Below are 18,542 nucleotides of genomic sequence, written 5' to 3'. Positions count from 1 at the left end.
TCTCAACGCGCGGTCAAAGAGTGGCCCGCAGCCGTGACTGAAAACAACCGGTCAGGACGACAGGAAATCCCCGTGCCAGACGATCGTGTCCCCCCACCCCGAGCTGACCTCGGCCTCCCCGCGCCTGCCGATGAGGCCCCGCCGGGTTTGACGGGCTCGGCCCCGCGGGTCGCCGAGAACGCGGCGGCGGGGATGACCGGCAGCGGTGATCCTGTGCTCGCCACGGTGACGGCTCCCGCCCCTGTGGCGGGGACGCCCTGGGTGCTCAGCCCGCGCCCGGCGCCTCGGTCCGACGGCCGCATCCTGGGGCGCTGGCGCCCGATGCGGCCGTCGGACGTCACGGCCGCCCGCAGGCAGCTCGGTGCCGCTCTGCACGACGGCGTGCGCCCCCGGGGGGCGACCGAGGGAGGCGTCGAGCGGCTCCTCCTGGCGTTCGAGGAACTGGTCAGCAACGCCGTGCGGCATGGCCGGTCGCCGGTCGAGGTGATGGTGACCGACCACGGCCAGTGCTGGCTGCTCGAGGTTGTCGACGCCGCCGGCGACGTGCCGCCGACTCCCGACCCGGGCCGGGACGCCGCGCTCGGAGGACTGGGTCTGGCCCTGGTCGCCGAGATCAGCGGTGCCCACGGTTGGGAGCCACTCGGGAGCGGGAGCAAGACGGTGTGGGCGCGTGTGGACTACACGCGCGAGGAGGCGCCCCCTTCGCTGTCCTGAACCCCGGAGTTCAGCTCGTCCGTGAACGCGCTCCCCGGCGATCCGTGGCTGCCTGCCGACGTCCCGGTGACCGGGGGTGCTCGCGTTCTTCGACGCCGACTGGCCGCTGTTCCCGCCCGACCAGATCGAGGACGTCCGGCTGGAGGGACCGAAGTCGACGGGGAAGCTGGTCCTGCGGGGCGGCCCCCGTACCCCGTGGGCATCGCGATGATTGCCGAGCGGCTGCGGGAGCAGTTCGGGGGCGTAGTCCGCGGTGTCCAGGGAGCTCCTTGTGCGAACGCCGCTGCCCGAGTTGTCCAACAGCCTGTTGGCGACTGCCCCCACAGGTTTGCGGGAGATCCCCAGCAGCGTGCTGGGGAACTCGTCGGCAGCCTGAGCGCCGCCGCGCGGCGGGGAGGCCTGTGCTTCCGCCACCAGCTGCGCCAACGGGACCCCGGTCGCGCCTCGTCGAGCACCTGATTCGCACCTGCGAGGCGGCATCGGCTCCGGCCGGCGGGCGGCCGGCGGGCAGCCGCTGCCCGAACTGCCGGGGCACTCTCTTGCATGTGCTGACTGCCGCGGCGGCAACCACGACGTGGCCGACCGCACCGCCGGACCGCCCGGACTGGAGGTTCCATGGCGCGCCAGGCCGCTGGCCGTTCCCGACTCGGTGCGGGTCACGTGCTCACATGGCGGTGATCGTCGCCCCGGCCCCGGGCCGGGCCGCGTGAGCTGCGGCGTTGGCCGCACACGCCACCGCGGCCCTGGCCCCCCATGTGCTGCTTGAACGTCAGTCGGCGGGGACGGTAGGTGGCACCCGGTTCGGGCCGGCCTCCGGCGGCCGCGGCCGGTCCTGGGGGTGTAGCCGCACCGCGACGAGCGCGACGTCGTCATCGGGCTGGTCGGGCAGCATCCGGGCCAGCAGCTCGTCGCACAGCTCGTCGAGGTCGTGGCCGGCGAGGTCGGCCAGCGCGGCCTGTAGCCGGGCGGCGCCGTGGTCGAGGTCGGAGCCGCGCCGTTCGATCAGCCCGTCGCTGTAGAGGATGACGACGGCGCCGCGGTCCAGGGTCACCTGCGCGTCGCGGCGCCGGGTCCCGGGGTCGACGCCGAGCATCAGGTCGGTGTGGCCGGCAGTCAGCAGCGTCACCGTGCCGTCGGGAGCGATGACGGCCGGCGCCGGATGGCCGGCGTTGGACCAGCGCAGCCGGGTCACGCCGAGGTCGCGGTCGGCGGCGCTCTGCTCGAGGCGGGCGACGACCACGGTCGCGAGGATTCCCGACTGCAGGGTCTGCATGACCTCATCGGCCTGTCGCAGGATCGCGGCCGGCCCGTCCCCGTCGATCGCGCCGAGCGTGCGCACGATGCTGCGGAGCTGCCCCATCGCGGCGGCGGCCTCGACGTCGTGGCCGACGACGTCACCGATGACCAGCACCGTGGCCCCGGCGGGCTGCATCAGCGCGTCGTACCAGTCTCCGCCGACCTGCGCGGACTGCCCGGCGGGCACGTAGCGGACAGCGATCTGCAGGTGGTCGGGCTCCGGCGGCGGGGTCAGCAGGGACCGCTGGAACCCCTCGGCGAGATTCCGCTGCTGTCGGTAGAGCCGCGAGTTGTCCAGCACCAGCCCGGCCCGGGAGGCGACGATCCGCATGGTGACCAGATCCTCGGGACTGAACGTGCCGCGTTCGAGGCCGTTGGCCAGCGTGAGCATGCCCACCGGGCCGGTCCGGCCGGGCAGCGGCAGCACCGCCACCGCCTCGGGCGCCAGGGTGGTGAGCAGCTCGCGGGTCGGGCCGGGCTGCACCATCGACAGCGCCTGAGCGGTCGCGTTGCCGTTGAGCAGCTGCGGCTGCCCGGTCCGCAGGGCGCCGACGATGAGGGCGTCGTCGCGGAGCGCGGCCAGCCGCGCCTGCGCGTAGGCCTCGGTCGCCGGCCGCAGTTCCGGATTGGCGTGCCAGGACTCCGAGGTGCGCAGACCGCGCCGGGACCCGGCGGCGCGGTCGTCGCCGATCAGGGTGACTATGGCCAGATCCGCGACCGCGGGAATCACCAGCCGCGCGAGGCGGCCGACGGCCGTCTCCGCGTCCAGGTCGGCGGCGAGGTCCTCGGTGATGCGGCTGAGCAGCCGTTCCCGCGCCGCTGCCTGCTCACCCTGCTCCTGCACGGCGCGGCGACCGGTGATGTCCCACGCGGAACCCAGCAGGCGGACCGCGGCGTTGCCCTCGTCGCACAGCGCCCGCCCGCGCGCGGCGACCCAGCGCAGCCCGCCGTCGGGCAGCAGCACCCGGAACTCCGCGGCGTAGTCGCCACACCCGTCGATCGCCTTCTGCATCTGCACGCCGACGGGGCCGACGTCCTCGGGATGCAGCCGGTCGTTGAACGCCTCGATCGTCTGGTCGAACTCGGTCGGCCCGTACCCGAACAGCTCGAGCAGCCGGTCGTCCCAGGTGAGAATCCCGGTGGTCAGGTCCCAGTCGAAGGTGCCGATGCCGGCCGCCGCCACGGCCATGTCCAGCAGCGAGCGGCGTGCCTCGTCGCCGCTGATCAGGCGTGACAGTTCAGGCTCGGTGCCATCGCCGTCGTGCGTGCTCATCTGGTCCCGTCTCCCGCCCACCACGGGGTCGCGGCGAAGCTCCGGCCCGATTGTCCCAGCCCACCCGGTGAAGGAATGCGCCCGGGGAATCGCACTCCCCGGCACCCCTCCGTCGCCGGGGACTCGTGCAGCGGCTTCCTCATCCTCCTGCTGGTCGTCGCGGCCGTCGTGTACGGCTGCACCCGGATCGGAGGCGGGGACTCCAGCGGCTCGTCGGCCGGCGAGGTCGGCGAGGTGTCCCGCGCCGAGTTCGAGGGCGAGGGCCGGACCTGGCCGCTGACCGTCGACCGCGGCACGCTCGACTGCGAACCCGGCAGCCGGGTCACGTTCACCGCCGACGGCACGACGTACGCCGTCAACGGCACCGCGAAGGGCTCCGGCGAGTGGGCCGACATCGACCCGATCTGGGCCGACGATGGCAGCGGTCTGGACCTCAAGGTGAGCATCGGTGACCTCATCGAGGCTGGCTTGGCGCTGTGCGACTGAGCCGGGACCGGGCATGACCGAGGTGACGGTCGGGCAGGCGGCCAAGCTCGCCGGCGTGCCGACCGACGTGCTGCGCGAGCTGTGCGAGGCGGGGAAGGTCTGGCACGCAGGGGTGAACGCGGCCACTGGTACCTCCACCCCGACGACATCCCGGCTCGGGACTGGGTGCTCGAGGCGGTGCGGCAGCGGTACCGCCAGGACGTCGCCGGTACGCAGCAGGCGATGGCCCGGTTCGTGAAGGAGGTCGAGGCGGTGCAGCTGGATCTGGCGGAGGCTGCCGAGGACACCACCGGCCTGGGACGGCTCGGCAACGACCTGCGGGCGGTCTACAGCAGGGACAGCCCGTTCAACCTGGCCGAGCACAGCCTGATGCGGCGGCTGATGGACGTGGAGCTGACCCACCGGCGCTTGCGGGCCACCGCCGAGACACCGGCCCCGCAGGACGACGGGCTACGGCCGGCCGCCTGGTCTGCGGCGGCGTCCGGCCCTCGTTCTGCCGCAGCGGTTCGCGCTGGGACACTGCCCACATGCTCGAGCCTCGCCGGTCGGTCGACGAGCAGCTGCGCAGGGCGCTGTCTGACCTTGAGACTGCGCGCGCGCAGGCTGCAAGCCTAGAAGCGGGCCTCGAGTCCAACCGCCGCATCGGGATGGCGGTCGGCATCCTCATGGAGCGCCACCGGCTGACTTCCGACCAGGCGTTCGCGCTCCTGGTCGACGCAAGCCAGCGCCAGAACCTGAAGCTGCGCGAACTGGCTGACCGGATGACCGTGAGCGGCTCACTCGACGACTAGCAACGGCCCCCGCACGGGATCGAAGGAACGGTGGGCGTAGCGCGGACCGGTACCATCGGTGGGCCGACTCCGTGGGACCTCACGTCCGCGTCCCTGTCCAAGGGGGTCTCTGTGACTGGCTCGCTACCTGCGGGCACCGCGCTGCCGGCGCAGTCGGATGCGGCGTTCGAGCGCTTCGCCCGCCTGGTGCGCCGCCAGCTGAACGTCCCGGTGGCGCTGGTGACGATGGTGTCGGACGACGAGCAGGTGTTCCCCGGCGCGCTGGGGCTGCCCGAGCCGTGGCAGTCCACGCGCAAGACACCGCTGAGCCACTCGTTCTGCCAGCACGTGGTGCGCTCGGCCGCGCCGCTGGTCATCACCGACGCGCGCACCGATCCGCTGGTCGCCGACAACCTGGCCATCCCCGACCTGCATGTCATCGCCTACGCCGGCGTTCCGATCACCGACGCCGACGGCAAGGTCGTGGGGTCGGTGTGTGCCATCGACAGCCGGCCACGGGAGTGGTCGGACGAAGACGTGGCGGTGCTGACCGACCTGGCCGGTGCGTGCGGCTCGGAGCTGCGGATGCGGGCGGCCCAGCTGCGCGCCGACGCCGCCGTGGCCTGGGCGGAGGAGTCCGCGGCGCACGCCCGGCAGCTGCTCGTCGAACGCGAGTTCGACCGGTCCCGGTGGTCGCTGGCGCTGGCTGCCGGGCAGGTGGGCACCTTCGACCTGGATCTGGACACCGGCGCGCTGACCGTAGATGACCGCCTGCTGGGGCTGTCGGGCATGGATCGGGCAGGCTTCTCCGGCAGCCCCGACGACGTGTACGCCCACGTGCACCCCGACGACCTCGCCGATGTCGTCGCGGCGGTGCAGTACGCCGTCGACACCGGCGCGACCTACGACGCCGAGTACCGAATCGTGCATGCCGACGGCGCGCACCGCTGGCTTGCCGCCCGGGGGCAGGTGATCGGCGGTGGCGACGGCGCCGGTTCGCGTCTCGTGGGCGTGGTGCACGACACCACCGCCCAACGGGAGCCGCTGGCCCTGGCAGCTCAGGCGGTCGAGTCGATGGCGGTCGGCTTCCTCGCGGTGGACACCGACTGGGTGATCACGCACGTCAACGCCGAGGTCGAGCGGATCACCGGCTTCCCCCGGGAGAAGGTGCTGGGCCGCCCGCTGTGGGAGGCGTTCCCGGCCGCCGTCGGCACCGAGTTCGAGGACCACTACCGCCGCGCCGCCGACACCGGGCAGCCGGTGTCCTTCGACGCGTACTACCCCCAGCCGCTGGACGTCTGGGTCGAGGTGCGCGCCGTGCCGAACCCGACCGGGGTGGCGCTGCACTTCGTCGACGTCACCGCCCGCGCCGTGGCGCAGCAGCAGGCGGAGCGGGCGGCCGGCCGGGAGCGGCTGCTGGGCCGGATCACCGAGGAGCTGGTCGGCACCCTGGACCCCGACGAGGCCGCCGACCGGCTGGTCCGGCTGCTCGTCCCCGCGCTGACCGACTGGTGCATCGTCACCTTGAGCGTGGACGACCAGGCCGCGGGCGTCCGGCGCGGCCTGCGCCACGCCGCCGCCCAGCACGTCGACCCCGCGATGCAGGAGGTCCTGGATGACTACGCCCGGGTCCGGTTGGCTGCCCTCTCCAACGACGCCGTGCTGAAGCGGGCCATGCGGACAGGTCAACTGCAGCTCCTCGACGCCGACGCGACCGCGCGAGCCCTCACGAGGCTCCCCCCCGGGCCGATGCACGATGCGCTCCGGGCGCTGGCACCCGAAGCGGTGGTGGTGCTCCCACTACCTGGGCGGGACGGCTCGGTCGGGATGCTCACCCTGGCCAACGGCACCGACCGGGGCGCGTTCAGCGCCGAGGATCTGGTCACCGCCCGGCACGTCGCCGCCCGCGCCGGGCTGGTGCTGGACAACGCCCGGCTGTTCCGGCAGCAGCGTGGGCTGGCCGAGGGCTTCCAGCGGTCGCTGCTCACCGCTCCGCCCGAACCCGACCACCTGCAGATCGCCGTCCGGTACGTGCCCGCAGCTCAGTCGGCGGAGGTCGGCGGCGACTGGTACGACGCGTTCATGCAGCCCGGCGGCGCGACCCAGCTGGTCATCGGCGACGTCGTCGGGCACGACGTGGCTGCCGCAGCGGCGATGGGGCAGATCCGCAGCATCGTGCGCACCATCGGCGCCCTGGACCAGAATGGGCCGGCTGCGGTGCTGCGCCAGGTGGGCCAGGTGATGGAGACCCTGCAGTCGCGAATCCTGGCCACGACGCTGATCGCGCGGCTGGAGCAGACCGACGACGAGCGGGAGGCCGGGCTGACCCGGTTGCGCTGGTCGAACGCCGGCCATCCGCCGCCGATGACGATCGCCGCTGACGGCACGGTGACCGCGCTGACCACCGAGCGCACCGACCTGCTGCTCGGTGTGGATGCCCACGCGCTCCGGCGAGAGTCTCAGGTGACGCTGGAGCGGGACGTGGTCGTCCTCCTGTACACCGACGGGCTCGTCGAGCGCCGGAACTCCGACCTCGACGCGGGAACGGCTCGGCTGAAGGCTGTGCTGGCCGAGCTCGCCGGCCGGGAGCTGAACGAGCTGTGCGATGAGCTGCTGGCGAGGATGCTGCCCGACGCGCCCGACGACGACGTCGCCCTGGTCGCCGTCCGGCTGCACCCGCAGGACCGGCCGCGCCCGCCGGAGGCCGGCCCGCACCGGGTGCCGCCGGGCTTCCCGAGGGACTGACCCCAGGACAGCGCGGGGGTCGGCTCAGACCCAGCGGGTAGTGAGCCGGACGCTGCTGCCGTGCGCGTCGCGGCGCAGGGCCACGTGGTCGCACAGCTGGCGGGCCAGCCACAGCCCCATCCCGCCGGCCGACAGGTCCTCGCCGTGCGCCGGCCCGTACCCGGCGAAGGGGTCGGCCGGGCCGGTTCCGGCGTCGCCGATGGTGCACACCAGCTGACCCGGCGCGGTCCACAGCCGCAGGCTGACCGGCCGGTGGCCGTGCCGGACAGCGTTGGAGGTCATCTCGTCCACAGCCAGCTGGAAGTCCTCCAGCAGGTCGGCCGGTCCGGCGAGGTTGCTCAGATGGCGGCGGATGGTCCGCCGGAGCCCGATGAAGTCGGTGACGTCGTCGGCGACCAGCGCGGGCGGCGTGCGCTCCAGCGGCTCGTCGGGGACCGAGAGACCGGCCAGGTAGGTCGCCGGGTCGACGTAGTCAGCGTTCGTCGCCCGGCCGTCACGGCTTACCAGCTGCGGGTGGGTGCGCCGGGCAGCAGTCAGCAGCGGCTCGGGCAGGGCGGTACTGAACACGCACAGCCCCCACAGCGGTGACGACGCGAACGCGGCGTTGATCACCGCCTCGTAGCGCTGCCACTCGGTCCAGTCCGCGGCGGTGGTGCCGAAGTCGACCTCGCCGACGACCCGGACCCGCCGGCCTGGGCCTGCCTGCTCACCCAGTCCGCGGAAGGTGGTGATCGCCGTCGGCGTGCGGGACCGGTAGAGCGCGTGCCGCTCGAGCACCAGCACCAGCGAGTGGTTCTCAACCGCGTCGTGCAGGGCGGCGGTGACTGCCGGGCCGGCGGCGATCACCGCGCCGTCTCCAGCTGCCAGGCCCTCGAGCAGGAACGGAGCGGCGAGGTCGGCCAACTCCTCGACCGAGTCGTAGAACAGGGCGTCATGCCGGAAACCCGGCCCCGCGCAGCCGCCCGACACGGTGCCAGCCGGGCCGCCGTGGCCGTCCGTGCACCTCGGGATCTGCTGGCCCAACGCGTCCAACCCCCATGTCGTGCCGCTCACGTTCGGGTAGGGGCGGTCCGTCCCACGGTAGCCGCGGTCCCGAATCTGGCCACCCGGCGCCGGCCTCGGCGCGCACTTCACCCGCGCCGGCCAGCCCACAGGCCGCCGCGCGAGCTCCTCGGTGGCGATCGCCGCGTCAAGCTCGGCCGCCACGGCCGCCACCACGTCGGTCACGGGCAGCGCCTGCGGTGGCGGCGGGGCAGGCATGCGAACCGCGCGTGCGGTGAACACCATGTCCGCGTAGCCCTCGGCGTACGCGGAGTCAAGCCGGCCCAGCTCCGGATGCCACGCCCCGAGAACCACGGTCAGAACTTCATCCGCCCTCGGCTGCAGCATCTGCGTCTCGAACGCGAAGTCATCCGTGCCGCGGAACCCACGCAAGCGCGCGTACTGCCACCTCCCGTGCCGTGTCTGGACCGCCAGCACGACGTCCCACAGGGAGTCGTTGACCGCCAGCAGCTCAGGCACGTGGGGCAGCAGTGGACTGCAGGCCCAAAGCAGCACGTCACTGACCGCCCGCATCGCCGACTCGACGTCGTGCCGCAGGTCGAGGGCGGCCAGGACGTCGTCGAGCAGATCATTGCCCTCCACGGTCGCCAACCCGGTGAGCAGCACAGCGCAGTTGCCGCGCTGACCGACCTTGGCCGCAACGATCGGCGCCCCCGGCCGGAGCTCGGTGCGCAGACTGTCAGCCGCGAGAACCGCACCCCCGACCGTCAGGGTGGCAACGGCGAGGGGCACACCGCCGGACTCTCGCACGACGCGGTGCAGCGCCCTGCCACGCAACACGCCGAAGGTCATGGCGACAGCGTCGGCCCAGACGCCGGGGCTCGCCGCCGAGCGGATGGCCGACACCAAGGACTGCCGCAGGGAACCACGGTCAGTGGTGGTGCTGAACTCCGAAATCGTTCGCGTTCGTCGACGGGTCGGGAAGTCGCGCCTGATCGAGGAGTTCATCGAGCGTGCCGGCGTGCCGCACGTGTTCTTCACCGCGTCGATGCAGCAGCCGGCGGAGGAGCTGCGGCTGTTCGCCGAGGAGGTCGCCGCCTCCGACCTGTCCGACGCGACCACATCCGCCGGCATCACCCCGGCGACGTGGGAGGCCGCACTGCGGCTGCTGGCCACCGCCCTGCCCACCGACGGCCCCAGCATCGTGGTGATCGACGAGCTGCCGTACCTGACCGGCCCCGACAACGCCTTCGAGGGCGCTCTGCAGAAGGTGTTCGACCGGGTCATCGCTCGCCACCCGGTGCTGCTCATCGGCGTCGGGTCAGACCTGGCGATGATGGAAGCGCTCAACGCCTACGGGCGCCCCTTTCACCAGCGCGCCGTGGAGATGATCGTGCCACCGCTGAGCCCGCTCGAGCTCGGCGCCATGCTCGACCTCGACCCGGCCGACACCTTCGACGCCTACCTGGTCACCGGCGGCCTGCCGCTGGTCTGCGAGGAGTGACCCCGCGGCCTGCCGATGTGGGATTACCTGGAGGAGGCGCTGTCGCACTCCACCTCGGCGCTGGTGGTCAGCGGCCAGCGCGCATCAAATGGCTGGAGAACCAGCCCTTCGACGACCGCGACTTCGCCGCTCTCGTGACCCACCGCGGGCAGCTGCCCGGCGCATCGTCCGACACCCCGCTGCTCGTCGTGTCCCGCTCCGGAAGCTCCATCGAGGGTGCGCACGTCCTGAGCCCGGCGCAGCTGTTGGAAGGCTGGCGCTGACCGAGGACGGGGCTGTGTAAGAACTCCGCCGGAAACGTGTAAGAACTCCACCGATGCCGGTGCTCCGCTGCTGGTCAGAGCAACGGTTAGCACCCCACCACCAGGAGCTAACCATTGCTCCCAGAAGCGCCGACCGTTGGTCGGCGCTTCTGACGTTTCCGACCTCTTACACGAAATCCGGCATCGTCTTACACCGCAGGTCAGCAAGCGTATTACCCGGCCTCTCTACACCGACCGGCGTGATTGCCGCTATCGAGATCCATCGGACGGTCCCCTCGGGTGCCGAGCCTTGCCGATCCCGTCCAGACCGCCGAGCGGCTGCGTGCCGCCGGACTGATCCCGACCGAGCCGCTGCCGCCGCCGTTCCACGAGCAATGGACGGTCACGTGCGCCGGCTGTGCCGCAGAGGTCACGGTCGCTGCGGGGAAGCACCGCAAGGGCTCTGGCTGCCGGAAGTGCACCGACCAGGCCACTGGGCAGGCCCGCCGCCTGGACCCGGAAACTGCGGCCGCGGAGTGCCGGAGCGTCGGATTCGACCCGGCCGAGCCGTACCCCGGCTCCGCTCTGGACCCGTGGAAGGTGACCTGCAGGGCCTGCGGTGCGGCCGCGGTCAAGACCCTGCGCCGCCTCCGGGAAGGTAAGCGCTGCAGGGCCTGCTTCCACCGCGATAGAGCCCGCCGCCGTCTCGCCGCGCACGCTGCGGCGGCGGAGGCCGTCATGCGCGACGCCGGGCTGGAACCCCAGGAGCCCTATCCCGGATCCGACAAACCGTGGCTGTGCCGGTGCACCGCCTGCGACTTCGTGAAGCCGATCCGGCACTCGGACGTGCGCAAAGGCCATGCCGGCTGCTCGGCATGTGCGGTCAGCGGCTTCAACCCGGCGGCACCGGCGGTGGTGTACCTGCTCACCGATCCCCGCCGGGGGGCGCACAAGATCGGCGTGACCGCGGCCGACAGCACCCGGTTGGCCCTGCACCGGCGCCGCGGCTGGACGGTGTTGCACACCGTCGCGGTGCCGACCGGCGCGCACGCGCTCGAGGTCGAGCGGGCCGTGCTCCGCTGGCTGCGCGAGGACCGGGGTCTTCCGGCAGCTCTGGACGGTGAGGACGGCGCGACGGAGACTGTCGACGCGGCGACGGTCTCCGCCCGAACCATCTGGGCCCGCGTGGAGCAGGAGGTGGCGTCGCTGCCGCCCGACCGGGCCGACCTGGACGCGTACGTGCGCCGCCGGGACCCGAGCCGGTGGCCGCGCGCGCTCAGTTCAGAGACCGCGGAACAGAAGCTCAGGGAGCACGGGATGACCCCGCTGGAGCCCTATCCGGGCCGTGTCACCGACCCCTGGCGCGCCCGCTGCGACACCTGCCGAACCGAGGGTGCGCCGATGCTGGCCAACCTGCGTGACGGCAAGGGCGGCTGCGTGCCGTGCGGCGCCCGGGAGAGCGCGCGGAAGCGAAGCCTGAGCGCCGAGGTGGCCATGGACCGGCTCACCGCCGCAGGCTGGGTGCCCCAGGAGGCCTACCCGGGCCGATCGACGGACCGCTGGCGGATCGCCTGCGCCCGCTGCGGGCACCCGCGGCACGTCTCCGTCCACGTGGTCGGGCTCCGACCTCGGTGCCGGGCCTGTCCCGCGGTGCCCGCCGTTCTGCTGCCTCGGGTCGTGGCCGGTGACGAAGAGCCGCTGGCGGCCTAGCCGGCCTCGCGGGGTGGCCCGGACGCCGGTACTGGCCGGCGGCGGGCCGCTGCCGGGCCGGGTCAGCTCGCGCCCGGCGGCGAGTGTGTAAGAAGTCGGCCGAAATCGTGTAAGAACTTCGCCGGCCGACCGGCTTCGCTGCTGGTCAGAGCAACGGTTAGCACCCCACCCATAGATCTGCAGGTGGACGGCTCATCGGCCTCTGCAGCGAGCCGCCTGACGGGCATCTGGGCCGAGGGGCGCACCACTCGCATCCCCCTGTCGGGGGGAAGGGGAGCCCCGACGCGGTCGGGTGGGAGATCTTCCCGGCGGTCGCGGGAAGGCGCCTGATGGCAACTCCGTGTCGACGCAGGACCGTTGGGTCCGGGGATCGGAGAGCCCGGTCTCGAACGAACGGAGGACGCCATGTCCCGGACGGCATGGCGGGTGGCGGGAAGCCTCGCGCTCGCGCATGTGGTGCTCATCCTCGTCGGCATCAGCCAGCAGCGGTCCCCGCGGCTCGGGGACGGCGCCGAAGCGGTCGCCGCCGAGTACGTCGACGGCGACCTGGCCCGGATCATGGCCGGCGGCTACGTCGAGTCCGTCGGTTTCCTGCTGCTGCTCCCGGTGCTCGCCTTCCTGGCCCGGGCGCTGAGCCGCTCCGAGACCGGCGGCTGGGCGTCGCAGACCGCCTTCGCGGCAGGCATCGCCTACGTGGCGCTCAGCCTGGCTCCGGGGCTCGCCGCGGGCGCGGCCGCCCTGTACGGCGCTCAGCACGGTGCCGACATGGTCACGGTGTCGCTCGTCAACGACGTCCGGAACTTCACCTTCTTCCTGAGCGTCCTGCTGCTGGGGGTGCACGCCGCCGGCGTCGGGATCGCCGTGCTGGCCGACGGGGAGCTGCCCCCGTGGCTCGGCTGGGCCGGCCTCGGAACGGGGCTCGTCCTGGTGGCCTCGGTGCCCGCCGCGCGGCTGGGCGCCGTCGACTGGGCCACCGTGGCGTGGATGGTCTGGTTCCTCGCCCTTGCGACCGTCATGCTCAGGTACCGACCCGGCGGACCGGATGCGGCAGCGCCACCGGTCTTCTCCGGGGCGTCGGGCGACCCGCTGACCACGACGCCTCGCCCCGGGGCCGGTACCTGACCGTCGCACACCAGGACGATGCAGCATGAGGACGCCTCGGCACAGCGTGGTCTCGGGCGCCGCCGCGGTGGCGGTAGGTGGCGCGGCGACGTCGGCGGTCCTGACGGCCGCGCAGGTCGGCGAGTTCCCTGCCGGCGCATGGGTCGTGGCGCTGGTGATCGTCGTGTACGCCGGGGTGGGCGTGCTGATCTGCCTGGCCCGCCCGGGGCACCGGGTCGGACTCGTGCTGCTGGGCGGAGCAGCGGTGTGGGGGCTCGGCGAGGCCATCCTGGCGGTGGGTGTCCAGGGACTGGTCACGACCCCGATGACCGGGTCGGCCGCGGCCTTGCTGGCCGTGGCCGGCACGGTGTTGCGGGGGCTCGGCTGGCTGGTGCTGGTCCTGCTGGTCCCGCTGGTCTTCCCCGATGGGCGCCTGCCAGGGCGGCCATGGCGATGGGCGATCGCGGCGTCGGCAACGGCGCTGTTCCTGTTCACGGCGACGTCGGTCCTCGCCCCTGCCCCCATGGACGAGCGGCTGGCCGCGATCGACAGCCCCGTGGGCCTGTCTGCCGGTCTCGGCGGAGTCGTCGACGGTCTGGCCGTGCTCGCCCTGGGCGCGGTGGCAGCGGCGGTGGCGGGGGCGGTGGGCAGCCTCGTCTCGCGGTGGCGCGGGGGTGGACCGCTGCTGCGTCAACAGCTGCTGTGGTTGACCTGGGCGGCCGCCGTGCCGGCGGCGGTCCTGCCGCTGATCCTCGTCGGCGCAGCGGAGACCTTGGTCTTCGGAGTCGCCGTGCTCCCACTGCCGGTCGCCATCGGTGTGGCGGTGCTGCAGCACCGGCTGTACGACGTGCAGCCGGCGGTGAGCCGCACGATCGCCTCCGTGGGGTTGTCCGCCGCCCTCGCCGCCGTGTACGTGCTGGCCGTCGCGGGGGTCGGGGCATTGCTGGACGCACGACGGGAGCGGTGGCTGCCGTGGCTGGCCACCGGCCTGGTGGCACTGTCCTTCTCACCCCTGCGTCAGGCGCTGCAGCGAGCGGCGAACCGGCTGACCTACGGGCAGTGGGCGCAGCCGGAGGAGGTGCTGGCCGCCGTGCGACGCCGGGTCGCCGATGCGACGGACGTCGACGGGCTGCTCCAGGACCTGGTCCGGGAACTGGCCGAGGTGCTCGAGTTGCCGGCGATCGTCGTGCTCGACGGAGCAGGCCGGCCACTCGCCGTGCACGGCGCCGCTGACCTTGCCGACCGGGAGACCACGCTGACCGGCTACGGCCGCGCCGTGGGAGTGCTGCGCTGGACGATGCCCCCGCGGCCGCTGCGGGACCGCGACCTCCGACTCCTCGACGACATCAGCGGCCAGCTCGGAGCACTGGTGCACGCCTCGTCCCTCCTCACCGGGCTGCGTGCTGCCCACGAGCGCCTGATCCTCGCCCGCGAGGACGAGCGCCGACGGCTCCGCCGCGACCTGCACGACGGGCTCGGCTCCGCGCTCGCCGGGCTGACGCTGAAGGCCGACGCCGCCCGCAACCTCCTCGACGACCCCACGGCGGCCGACGCAGCGCTGCTCGACCTGCGGGCCGGCATCCAGAACACGGTGCAGGACGTGCGCCGCGTGGTGGAGGGACTCCGTCCACCGTCCCTCGACGAGCTCGGCCTGGTGGGCGCGGTGCGCGAGCTGGCCGAACGGCTGCAAGCAGAGCTGCCCGACGGCACGGACGTCGACGCGGACGACGAACTGCCTGCGCTGCCCGCGGCGGCCGAGGTGGCCTGCTACCGCGTGATCCAGGAGGCCCTCACCAACGCCGTGCGCCACTCCGGGGCGTCCACCTGCCGGGTGACCCTCCGAACCGACGGCGAGGAGCTCTGCGCCGAGATCGCCGACGACGGCTCCGGCATGGTCCGACCTCGCGCCGGGGGCTCCGGGCTGCCGGGCATGCGGGAGCGCGCATCCGACCTCGGCGGAAGCCTGGCCATCGATGCCCGTCCCGGAAGGGGTACCACGGTGCGCCTACGGCTGCCGATTCCCCGCGCCCAAGCCGCGGCACCACGCTCGGACGGAGCCCTGCTGTGATCGGCGTCCTCGTCGTCGACGACCACCCGCTGTTCCGGGACGGGCTCGCCGCCCTGCTGGCGACCGTCCCGGACGTGCGCCTGCTGGCCACGGCAGGAGACGGCGCGAGCGCGGTCCTGCTGGCCAGCGAGCACCGGCCGGACGTCGTCCTGATGGACCTGAACCTGCCTGGCGTCCCGGGACTGGAGGCGACCCGCCGGATCGTCCGCGAGCTGCCCGGGACCGCCGTCCTGGTGCTGACGATGGTGGACGACGACGACGCGGTGACCGCCGCGATGCGCATGGGGGCCCGCGGCTACGTGCTCAAGGGAGCCGGGCAGGACGATGTGCTCGGCGCGATCCGCACCGTGGCTGCAGGGGGCGCGGTATTCGGCGCCGGAGTGGCCGCCCGCCTGCTCTCCCGCGGTCCGGCCGCGCTCGGTGGTCGAGAACAGCTCACCGACCGCGAGGCCGAGGTGCTCGCCCTCATCGCCGACGGCCAGAGCAACGCCGAGATCGCCCGCGAACTGCAGGTCAGTCTCAAGACCGTGCAGAACCATGTCTCGCGGGTGCTGACCAAGTTGCAGGTCCGCGACCGCACCCAGGCCGCTCTGCGCATGCGGGGCCTGTGAGAACGTTCGCGCAGGTGCGACGACGACGGCTACCGCCCGAGGCGTCCGAGGCCATTGCGCCCGAGCGGGGCCGTCGGCGGGCACTGGGCCCGGTGCTCCGGACGTGGCAGGCGTCTGCCGGTGAGTGGCCGGGCTGGATGCCCCCCTCCCCGGATCGCTCCGCCGCCGATTGCGGAGCGCTGGGACACGACCTCGAACGGGCTGCTCAAGCACTCGGTTCACCCGACCGATGGAATGCAGGTCAGGTCGTCACCGAACGTGAGCGGAGCAACCAGCGTGTCCATCTCCACTGCCGGCGTCACCCGGGTCCTCGTCCTCGCCGACGCCCCGGTCCTGCGTCGCGGCCTCGTCGGCATGGTCGACGAGACCGCCGGCCTGCAGGCCGTGGGCGCACCCGGTGAGCCGCGTCGTGCCCTGGTGCTGGCCGAGTCCGCCCGACCCGACGCGGTGATCGTGGAGCTCGGCTCCGGCCGCAGCGCGACCCTCACCGCCATCCGGGACCTGCGCCGCCGCTTCCCGCGCACCGCCATCGTCGCCGTGGCGACCTCCGAGGACCCGGCCGTGGTCAACGAGGCGCTCGCCGCCGGCATCCGCGGCTACCTGCTCATGAACGCCTCCGCCACGCTGCTGGGCTGGGCCGTGCTGGCCGCCCGCGCCGGGCGCACCGTCGTCGACCCCCAGATCCGCCGGGTCCAGCCCGGGTCCGCCGCGCCGGTCGCCCGCGAGCTGACCCCCGAGGTGCCGCTGACCCGCCGGGAGTCCGACGTGCTGGACGAGCTGGTCCAGGGCCAGTCCAACCGGCGCATCGGCGAGAACCTGTTCATCTCCGAGGACACGGTGAAGTCGCACGTCAAGGCGATCCTGCGCAAGCTCGGCGCCCGCGACCGCGCGCACGCCGTCTCGATGGTGCTCTCGGCCCGCAACGGCTGCACCTGCGGCGCGCACGACCTGACCTCCGCCCCCGCCGAGGTCTGACCCGGCCGGCGGGCCCGGCCCGGTGGCCCCACGCGGGGTTACCGTGCTGGGCATGGTCGGCGTCCTGACGGCTGTGCTGCTGGTCGTGCTGCTGGCCGGGATCGTCGTCTGGTGGGTCTCGGTGCCGCAGCCGGCCGGCCGGGCGCTGCCCGCCCGGGAGCGGGTGCTGCGGGAGCGGGCGGTCGCCGCGGCCCGCTGGGGCGCCGCGCACGACGAGGTCGACGGGACGACGCGGGTCCTGCTGCGGCGCAGCTGCCCCGGGCTCGACGGGCACCCGGAAGTGCTCGAGGAGCGGGTGTTCGAGACCTTCCCGGCCGACGACCCGATGTGGGAGGCCCGCTTCACCGAGGCGATGGCCGGTGCCCGCTTCCGCTGCTCCTACCTCAACAACGAGGAGGGGCAGGCGTAGCCGATCCGCCGGAGGGCAGGATGGGCGGCATGGGTCAGGTCGTCGCCACCACCGAACGAGTCCTGCGCGCACCGGCGGACGTCGTCCGCGCCGCGCTCGCCGACTACGCCGTCACGCGGCCACGGGTGCTCCCCGAGCAGTACAGCGACTACCGCGTCGACGCCGGCGGGCAGGGCGCCGGCACGAAGGTGCACTGGCGGCTGCAGGCCACCTCCAAGCGGGTGCGCGAGCAGGACGTGGTCGTCACCGAGACCCCGGACGGGGCGCTCGTGGAGACCGACACCAACTCCAGCATGGTGACCACCTGGACCGTCACGCCCGCGGACGCCGGGGTCTGCACGGTGCGGGCGCGCACCACCTGGACGGGTGCCACCGGCATCGGCGGGTTCTTCGAGCGCACCTTCGCACCCAAGGGCCTGAGCCGCATCCAGGACGCGATGCTGGCCCGGCTCGAGGAGACCCTCACCCCGGCCTGACCGGCTGTCAGGACGCGCGCTCGTCACCCGGCCAGCGGTAGCCGGCCGCCCGGATCCGCCGGGACAGCTCGTCCCGCAGGTCCGCGCACTCCGCGGTCCGCTCGGCGAGCTGCGCCGGGTCCACGGGGAGCCCCGTGCGCTCGATGTCGGCGGGCACCAGCGCGGGCGCCCCTCCAGCGTGCGCACCACCGGTCGCGGGGGCGTGCGCGACGTACTGCTGGACGGCGGAGACGACCGATCGGCGGACCCCGGCAGGGAGCCGGGAGGCAGGGTCGGCCGACGACGACAGCAGCAGCGTCGCGTCCAGCAGGACCGCCACCGCTGGGGCGGTGCCGAGCTCCGGCGCCCGGGGCCGGTAGGCGTGCAGCAGCGGATACGCGCGGTGCTGCTGGGCGAGCGTCGACAAGGTGGACGACAGCGACGACAGGGGCACCACCGCCGGGACCACCGAGCCGGGCGTGGCCAGGCCGGCCGCCGCCTCTGCGCCGGTGCTGCCGAACCCGGTGACCTGGGACGCGAAGCTCCGCTTGACGACCACCGCGGAGATCACCGAGGTGAGGTACGAGACCCCGAGGGTGATGAGGAGCATCCCGCTCAGCGAGGCCGCCATGGTGGCCAGCTGGAAGCCGGGGCCGGCCGGCTGGAAGCCGCCGTTGCCCAGGGTGGCGATGCTGTACCCGGCGAAGTAGAAGCGCTCCCAGACCGACGCCGCTGCCCCGCTCGACGAGCCGACGACCGCCTCCTCGTCGCCGAGGAAGACGAGGGACCACCCCAGCCAGAGCAGGGTGAACCAGGCGCCGACGGTCAGCCCGATGACGATGACCCCCGGGCCTCCCACCGCGCGCACCGGTGCGGCGTCGGCGATGGCGGGCCGCCGGGCCAGCCGCCACACGGCGTCGGTGACCAGCCGGGTCAGCGGGCCGGGACCGCTGGCGACGGCGAGCGTCGTCCGCACCTCGTCCACCACGGCGAAGGACACGATCGCCAGGCCGATGACGTCCCACCACCACCCCCCGGTCACGGGGTGATCCGGCATCGTGCGTGCGCGCGGCGGTCGACGGTCGGCCTCCTCGATCGGGCCCGGGGACGGGCGGTCCCGCAGAGGGTGACCGGGAAGGCTGTGCAGTACACACCGCCGCCGACGGCGCGCGCGCCGTCGG

At 73.5% G+C, this 18,542-nt stretch carries 16 protein-coding genes; 13 read left to right on the top strand and 3 right to left on the bottom strand.

Annotation, left to right across the window (positions count from 1 at the left end; translation table 11 throughout):
* Positions 1-321: 321 nt before the first annotated feature.
* Complete coding sequence (locus ACI794_RS05395; RefSeq protein ID WP_456601044.1) at positions 322-714, top strand: ATP-binding protein; 393 nt, start codon at positions 322-324, stop codon at positions 712-714.
* Between the two features lie 76 nt (positions 715-790).
* The gene (locus ACI794_RS05390; RefSeq protein ID WP_456579447.1) at positions 791-925 is read left to right on the top strand and encodes a hypothetical protein; all 135 of its coding nucleotides are present in this window, start codon (positions 791-793) and stop codon (positions 923-925) included.
* A 558-nt stretch (positions 926-1,483) separates the two neighbouring features.
* Here ACI794_RS05390 and ACI794_RS05385 read toward each other — a convergent pair.
* A complete protein-coding gene (locus ACI794_RS05385) occupies positions 1,484-3,283 on the bottom strand; it encodes a SpoIIE family protein phosphatase (RefSeq protein ID WP_456579446.1) in 1,800 nt (599 codons plus the stop codon).
* 75 nt (positions 3,284-3,358) lie between these two features.
* Here ACI794_RS05385 and ACI794_RS05380 point away from each other — a divergent pair, with 75 nt between their 5' ends.
* The 3 genes from ACI794_RS05380 to ACI794_RS05370 all read left to right on the top strand — a co-directional run bounded on the left by ACI794_RS05380 (position 3,359) and on the right by ACI794_RS05370 (position 7,284).
* Positions 3,359-3,769 carry a DUF2511 domain-containing protein gene (locus ACI794_RS05380; RefSeq protein WP_456579445.1) on the top strand — a complete coding sequence of 137 codons (411 nt, stop codon included), beginning with the start codon at positions 3,359-3,361 and terminating at the stop codon, positions 3,767-3,769.
* A 527-nt stretch (positions 3,770-4,296) separates the two neighbouring features.
* Entirely contained in the window at positions 4,297-4,560 is a 264-nt protein-coding gene (locus ACI794_RS05375) for an ANTAR domain-containing protein (protein WP_456601043.1), read from the top strand.
* A 111-nt stretch (positions 4,561-4,671) separates the two neighbouring features.
* Positions 4,672-7,284 carry a SpoIIE family protein phosphatase gene (locus tag ACI794_RS05370; RefSeq protein ID WP_456579443.1) on the top strand — a complete coding sequence of 871 codons (2,613 nt, stop codon included), beginning with the start codon at positions 4,672-4,674 and terminating at the stop codon, positions 7,282-7,284.
* Positions 7,285-7,308: 24 nt separating this feature from the next.
* On the opposite strand, the gene ACI794_RS05365 is transcribed toward ACI794_RS05370, so the two are convergent.
* Positions 7,309-9,294: an anti-sigma factor RsbA family regulatory protein gene (locus tag ACI794_RS05365; protein ID WP_456615810.1), complete on the bottom strand. Its 1,986-nt coding sequence runs from the start codon at positions 9,292-9,294 to the stop codon at positions 7,309-7,311.
* A gap of 13 nt (positions 9,295-9,307) precedes the next feature.
* Here ACI794_RS05365 and ACI794_RS05360 point away from each other — a divergent pair, with 13 nt between their 5' ends.
* From ACI794_RS05360 to ACI794_RS05325, 8 genes are all read left to right on the top strand, one after another.
* The gene (locus ACI794_RS05360) at positions 9,308-9,790 is read left to right on the top strand and encodes an AAA family ATPase (protein ID WP_456601041.1); all 483 of its coding nucleotides are present in this window, start codon (positions 9,308-9,310) and stop codon (positions 9,788-9,790) included.
* Positions 9,791-10,770: 980 nt separating this feature from the next.
* A complete protein-coding gene (locus tag ACI794_RS05355; RefSeq protein ID WP_456579440.1) occupies positions 10,771-11,742 on the top strand; it encodes a hypothetical protein in 972 nt (323 codons plus the stop codon).
* Positions 11,743-12,147: 405 nt separating this feature from the next.
* Complete coding sequence (locus ACI794_RS05350) at positions 12,148-12,864, top strand: hypothetical protein (RefSeq protein WP_456615809.1); 717 nt, start codon at positions 12,148-12,150, stop codon at positions 12,862-12,864.
* A gap of 25 nt (positions 12,865-12,889) precedes the next feature.
* Positions 12,890-14,911: a sensor histidine kinase gene (locus ACI794_RS05345; RefSeq protein WP_456615808.1), complete on the top strand. Its 2,022-nt coding sequence runs from the start codon at positions 12,890-12,892 to the stop codon at positions 14,909-14,911.
* On the top strand, positions 14,908-15,522 hold the full coding sequence (locus tag ACI794_RS05340) for a response regulator (RefSeq protein WP_456615807.1): 615 nt from the start codon (positions 14,908-14,910) through the stop codon (positions 15,520-15,522). The genes ACI794_RS05345 and ACI794_RS05340 overlap by 4 nt, the downstream gene beginning before the upstream one ends.
* 276 nt (positions 15,523-15,798) lie before the next feature.
* Entirely contained in the window at positions 15,799-16,497 is a 699-nt protein-coding gene (locus tag ACI794_RS05335) for a LuxR C-terminal-related transcriptional regulator (RefSeq protein ID WP_456601037.1), read from the top strand.
* A 52-nt stretch (positions 16,498-16,549) separates the two neighbouring features.
* Entirely contained in the window at positions 16,550-16,906 is a 357-nt protein-coding gene (locus tag ACI794_RS05330; RefSeq protein ID WP_456601036.1) for a hypothetical protein, read from the top strand.
* Positions 16,907-16,935: 29 nt separating this feature from the next.
* The gene (locus ACI794_RS05325) at positions 16,936-17,382 is read left to right on the top strand and encodes an SRPBCC family protein (RefSeq protein WP_456601035.1); all 447 of its coding nucleotides are present in this window, start codon (positions 16,936-16,938) and stop codon (positions 17,380-17,382) included.
* A 7-nt stretch (positions 17,383-17,389) separates the two neighbouring features.
* On the opposite strand, the gene ACI794_RS05320 is transcribed toward ACI794_RS05325, so the two are convergent.
* A complete protein-coding gene (locus ACI794_RS05320; RefSeq protein WP_456601034.1) occupies positions 17,390-18,403 on the bottom strand; it encodes an ion channel in 1,014 nt (337 codons plus the stop codon).
* Positions 18,404-18,542 lie beyond the last annotated feature (139 nt).

Source organism: Blastococcus sp. SYSU DS0541 (genome assembly GCF_054050875.1).
This window is presented reverse-complemented; position numbering and strand designations above follow the sequence as displayed.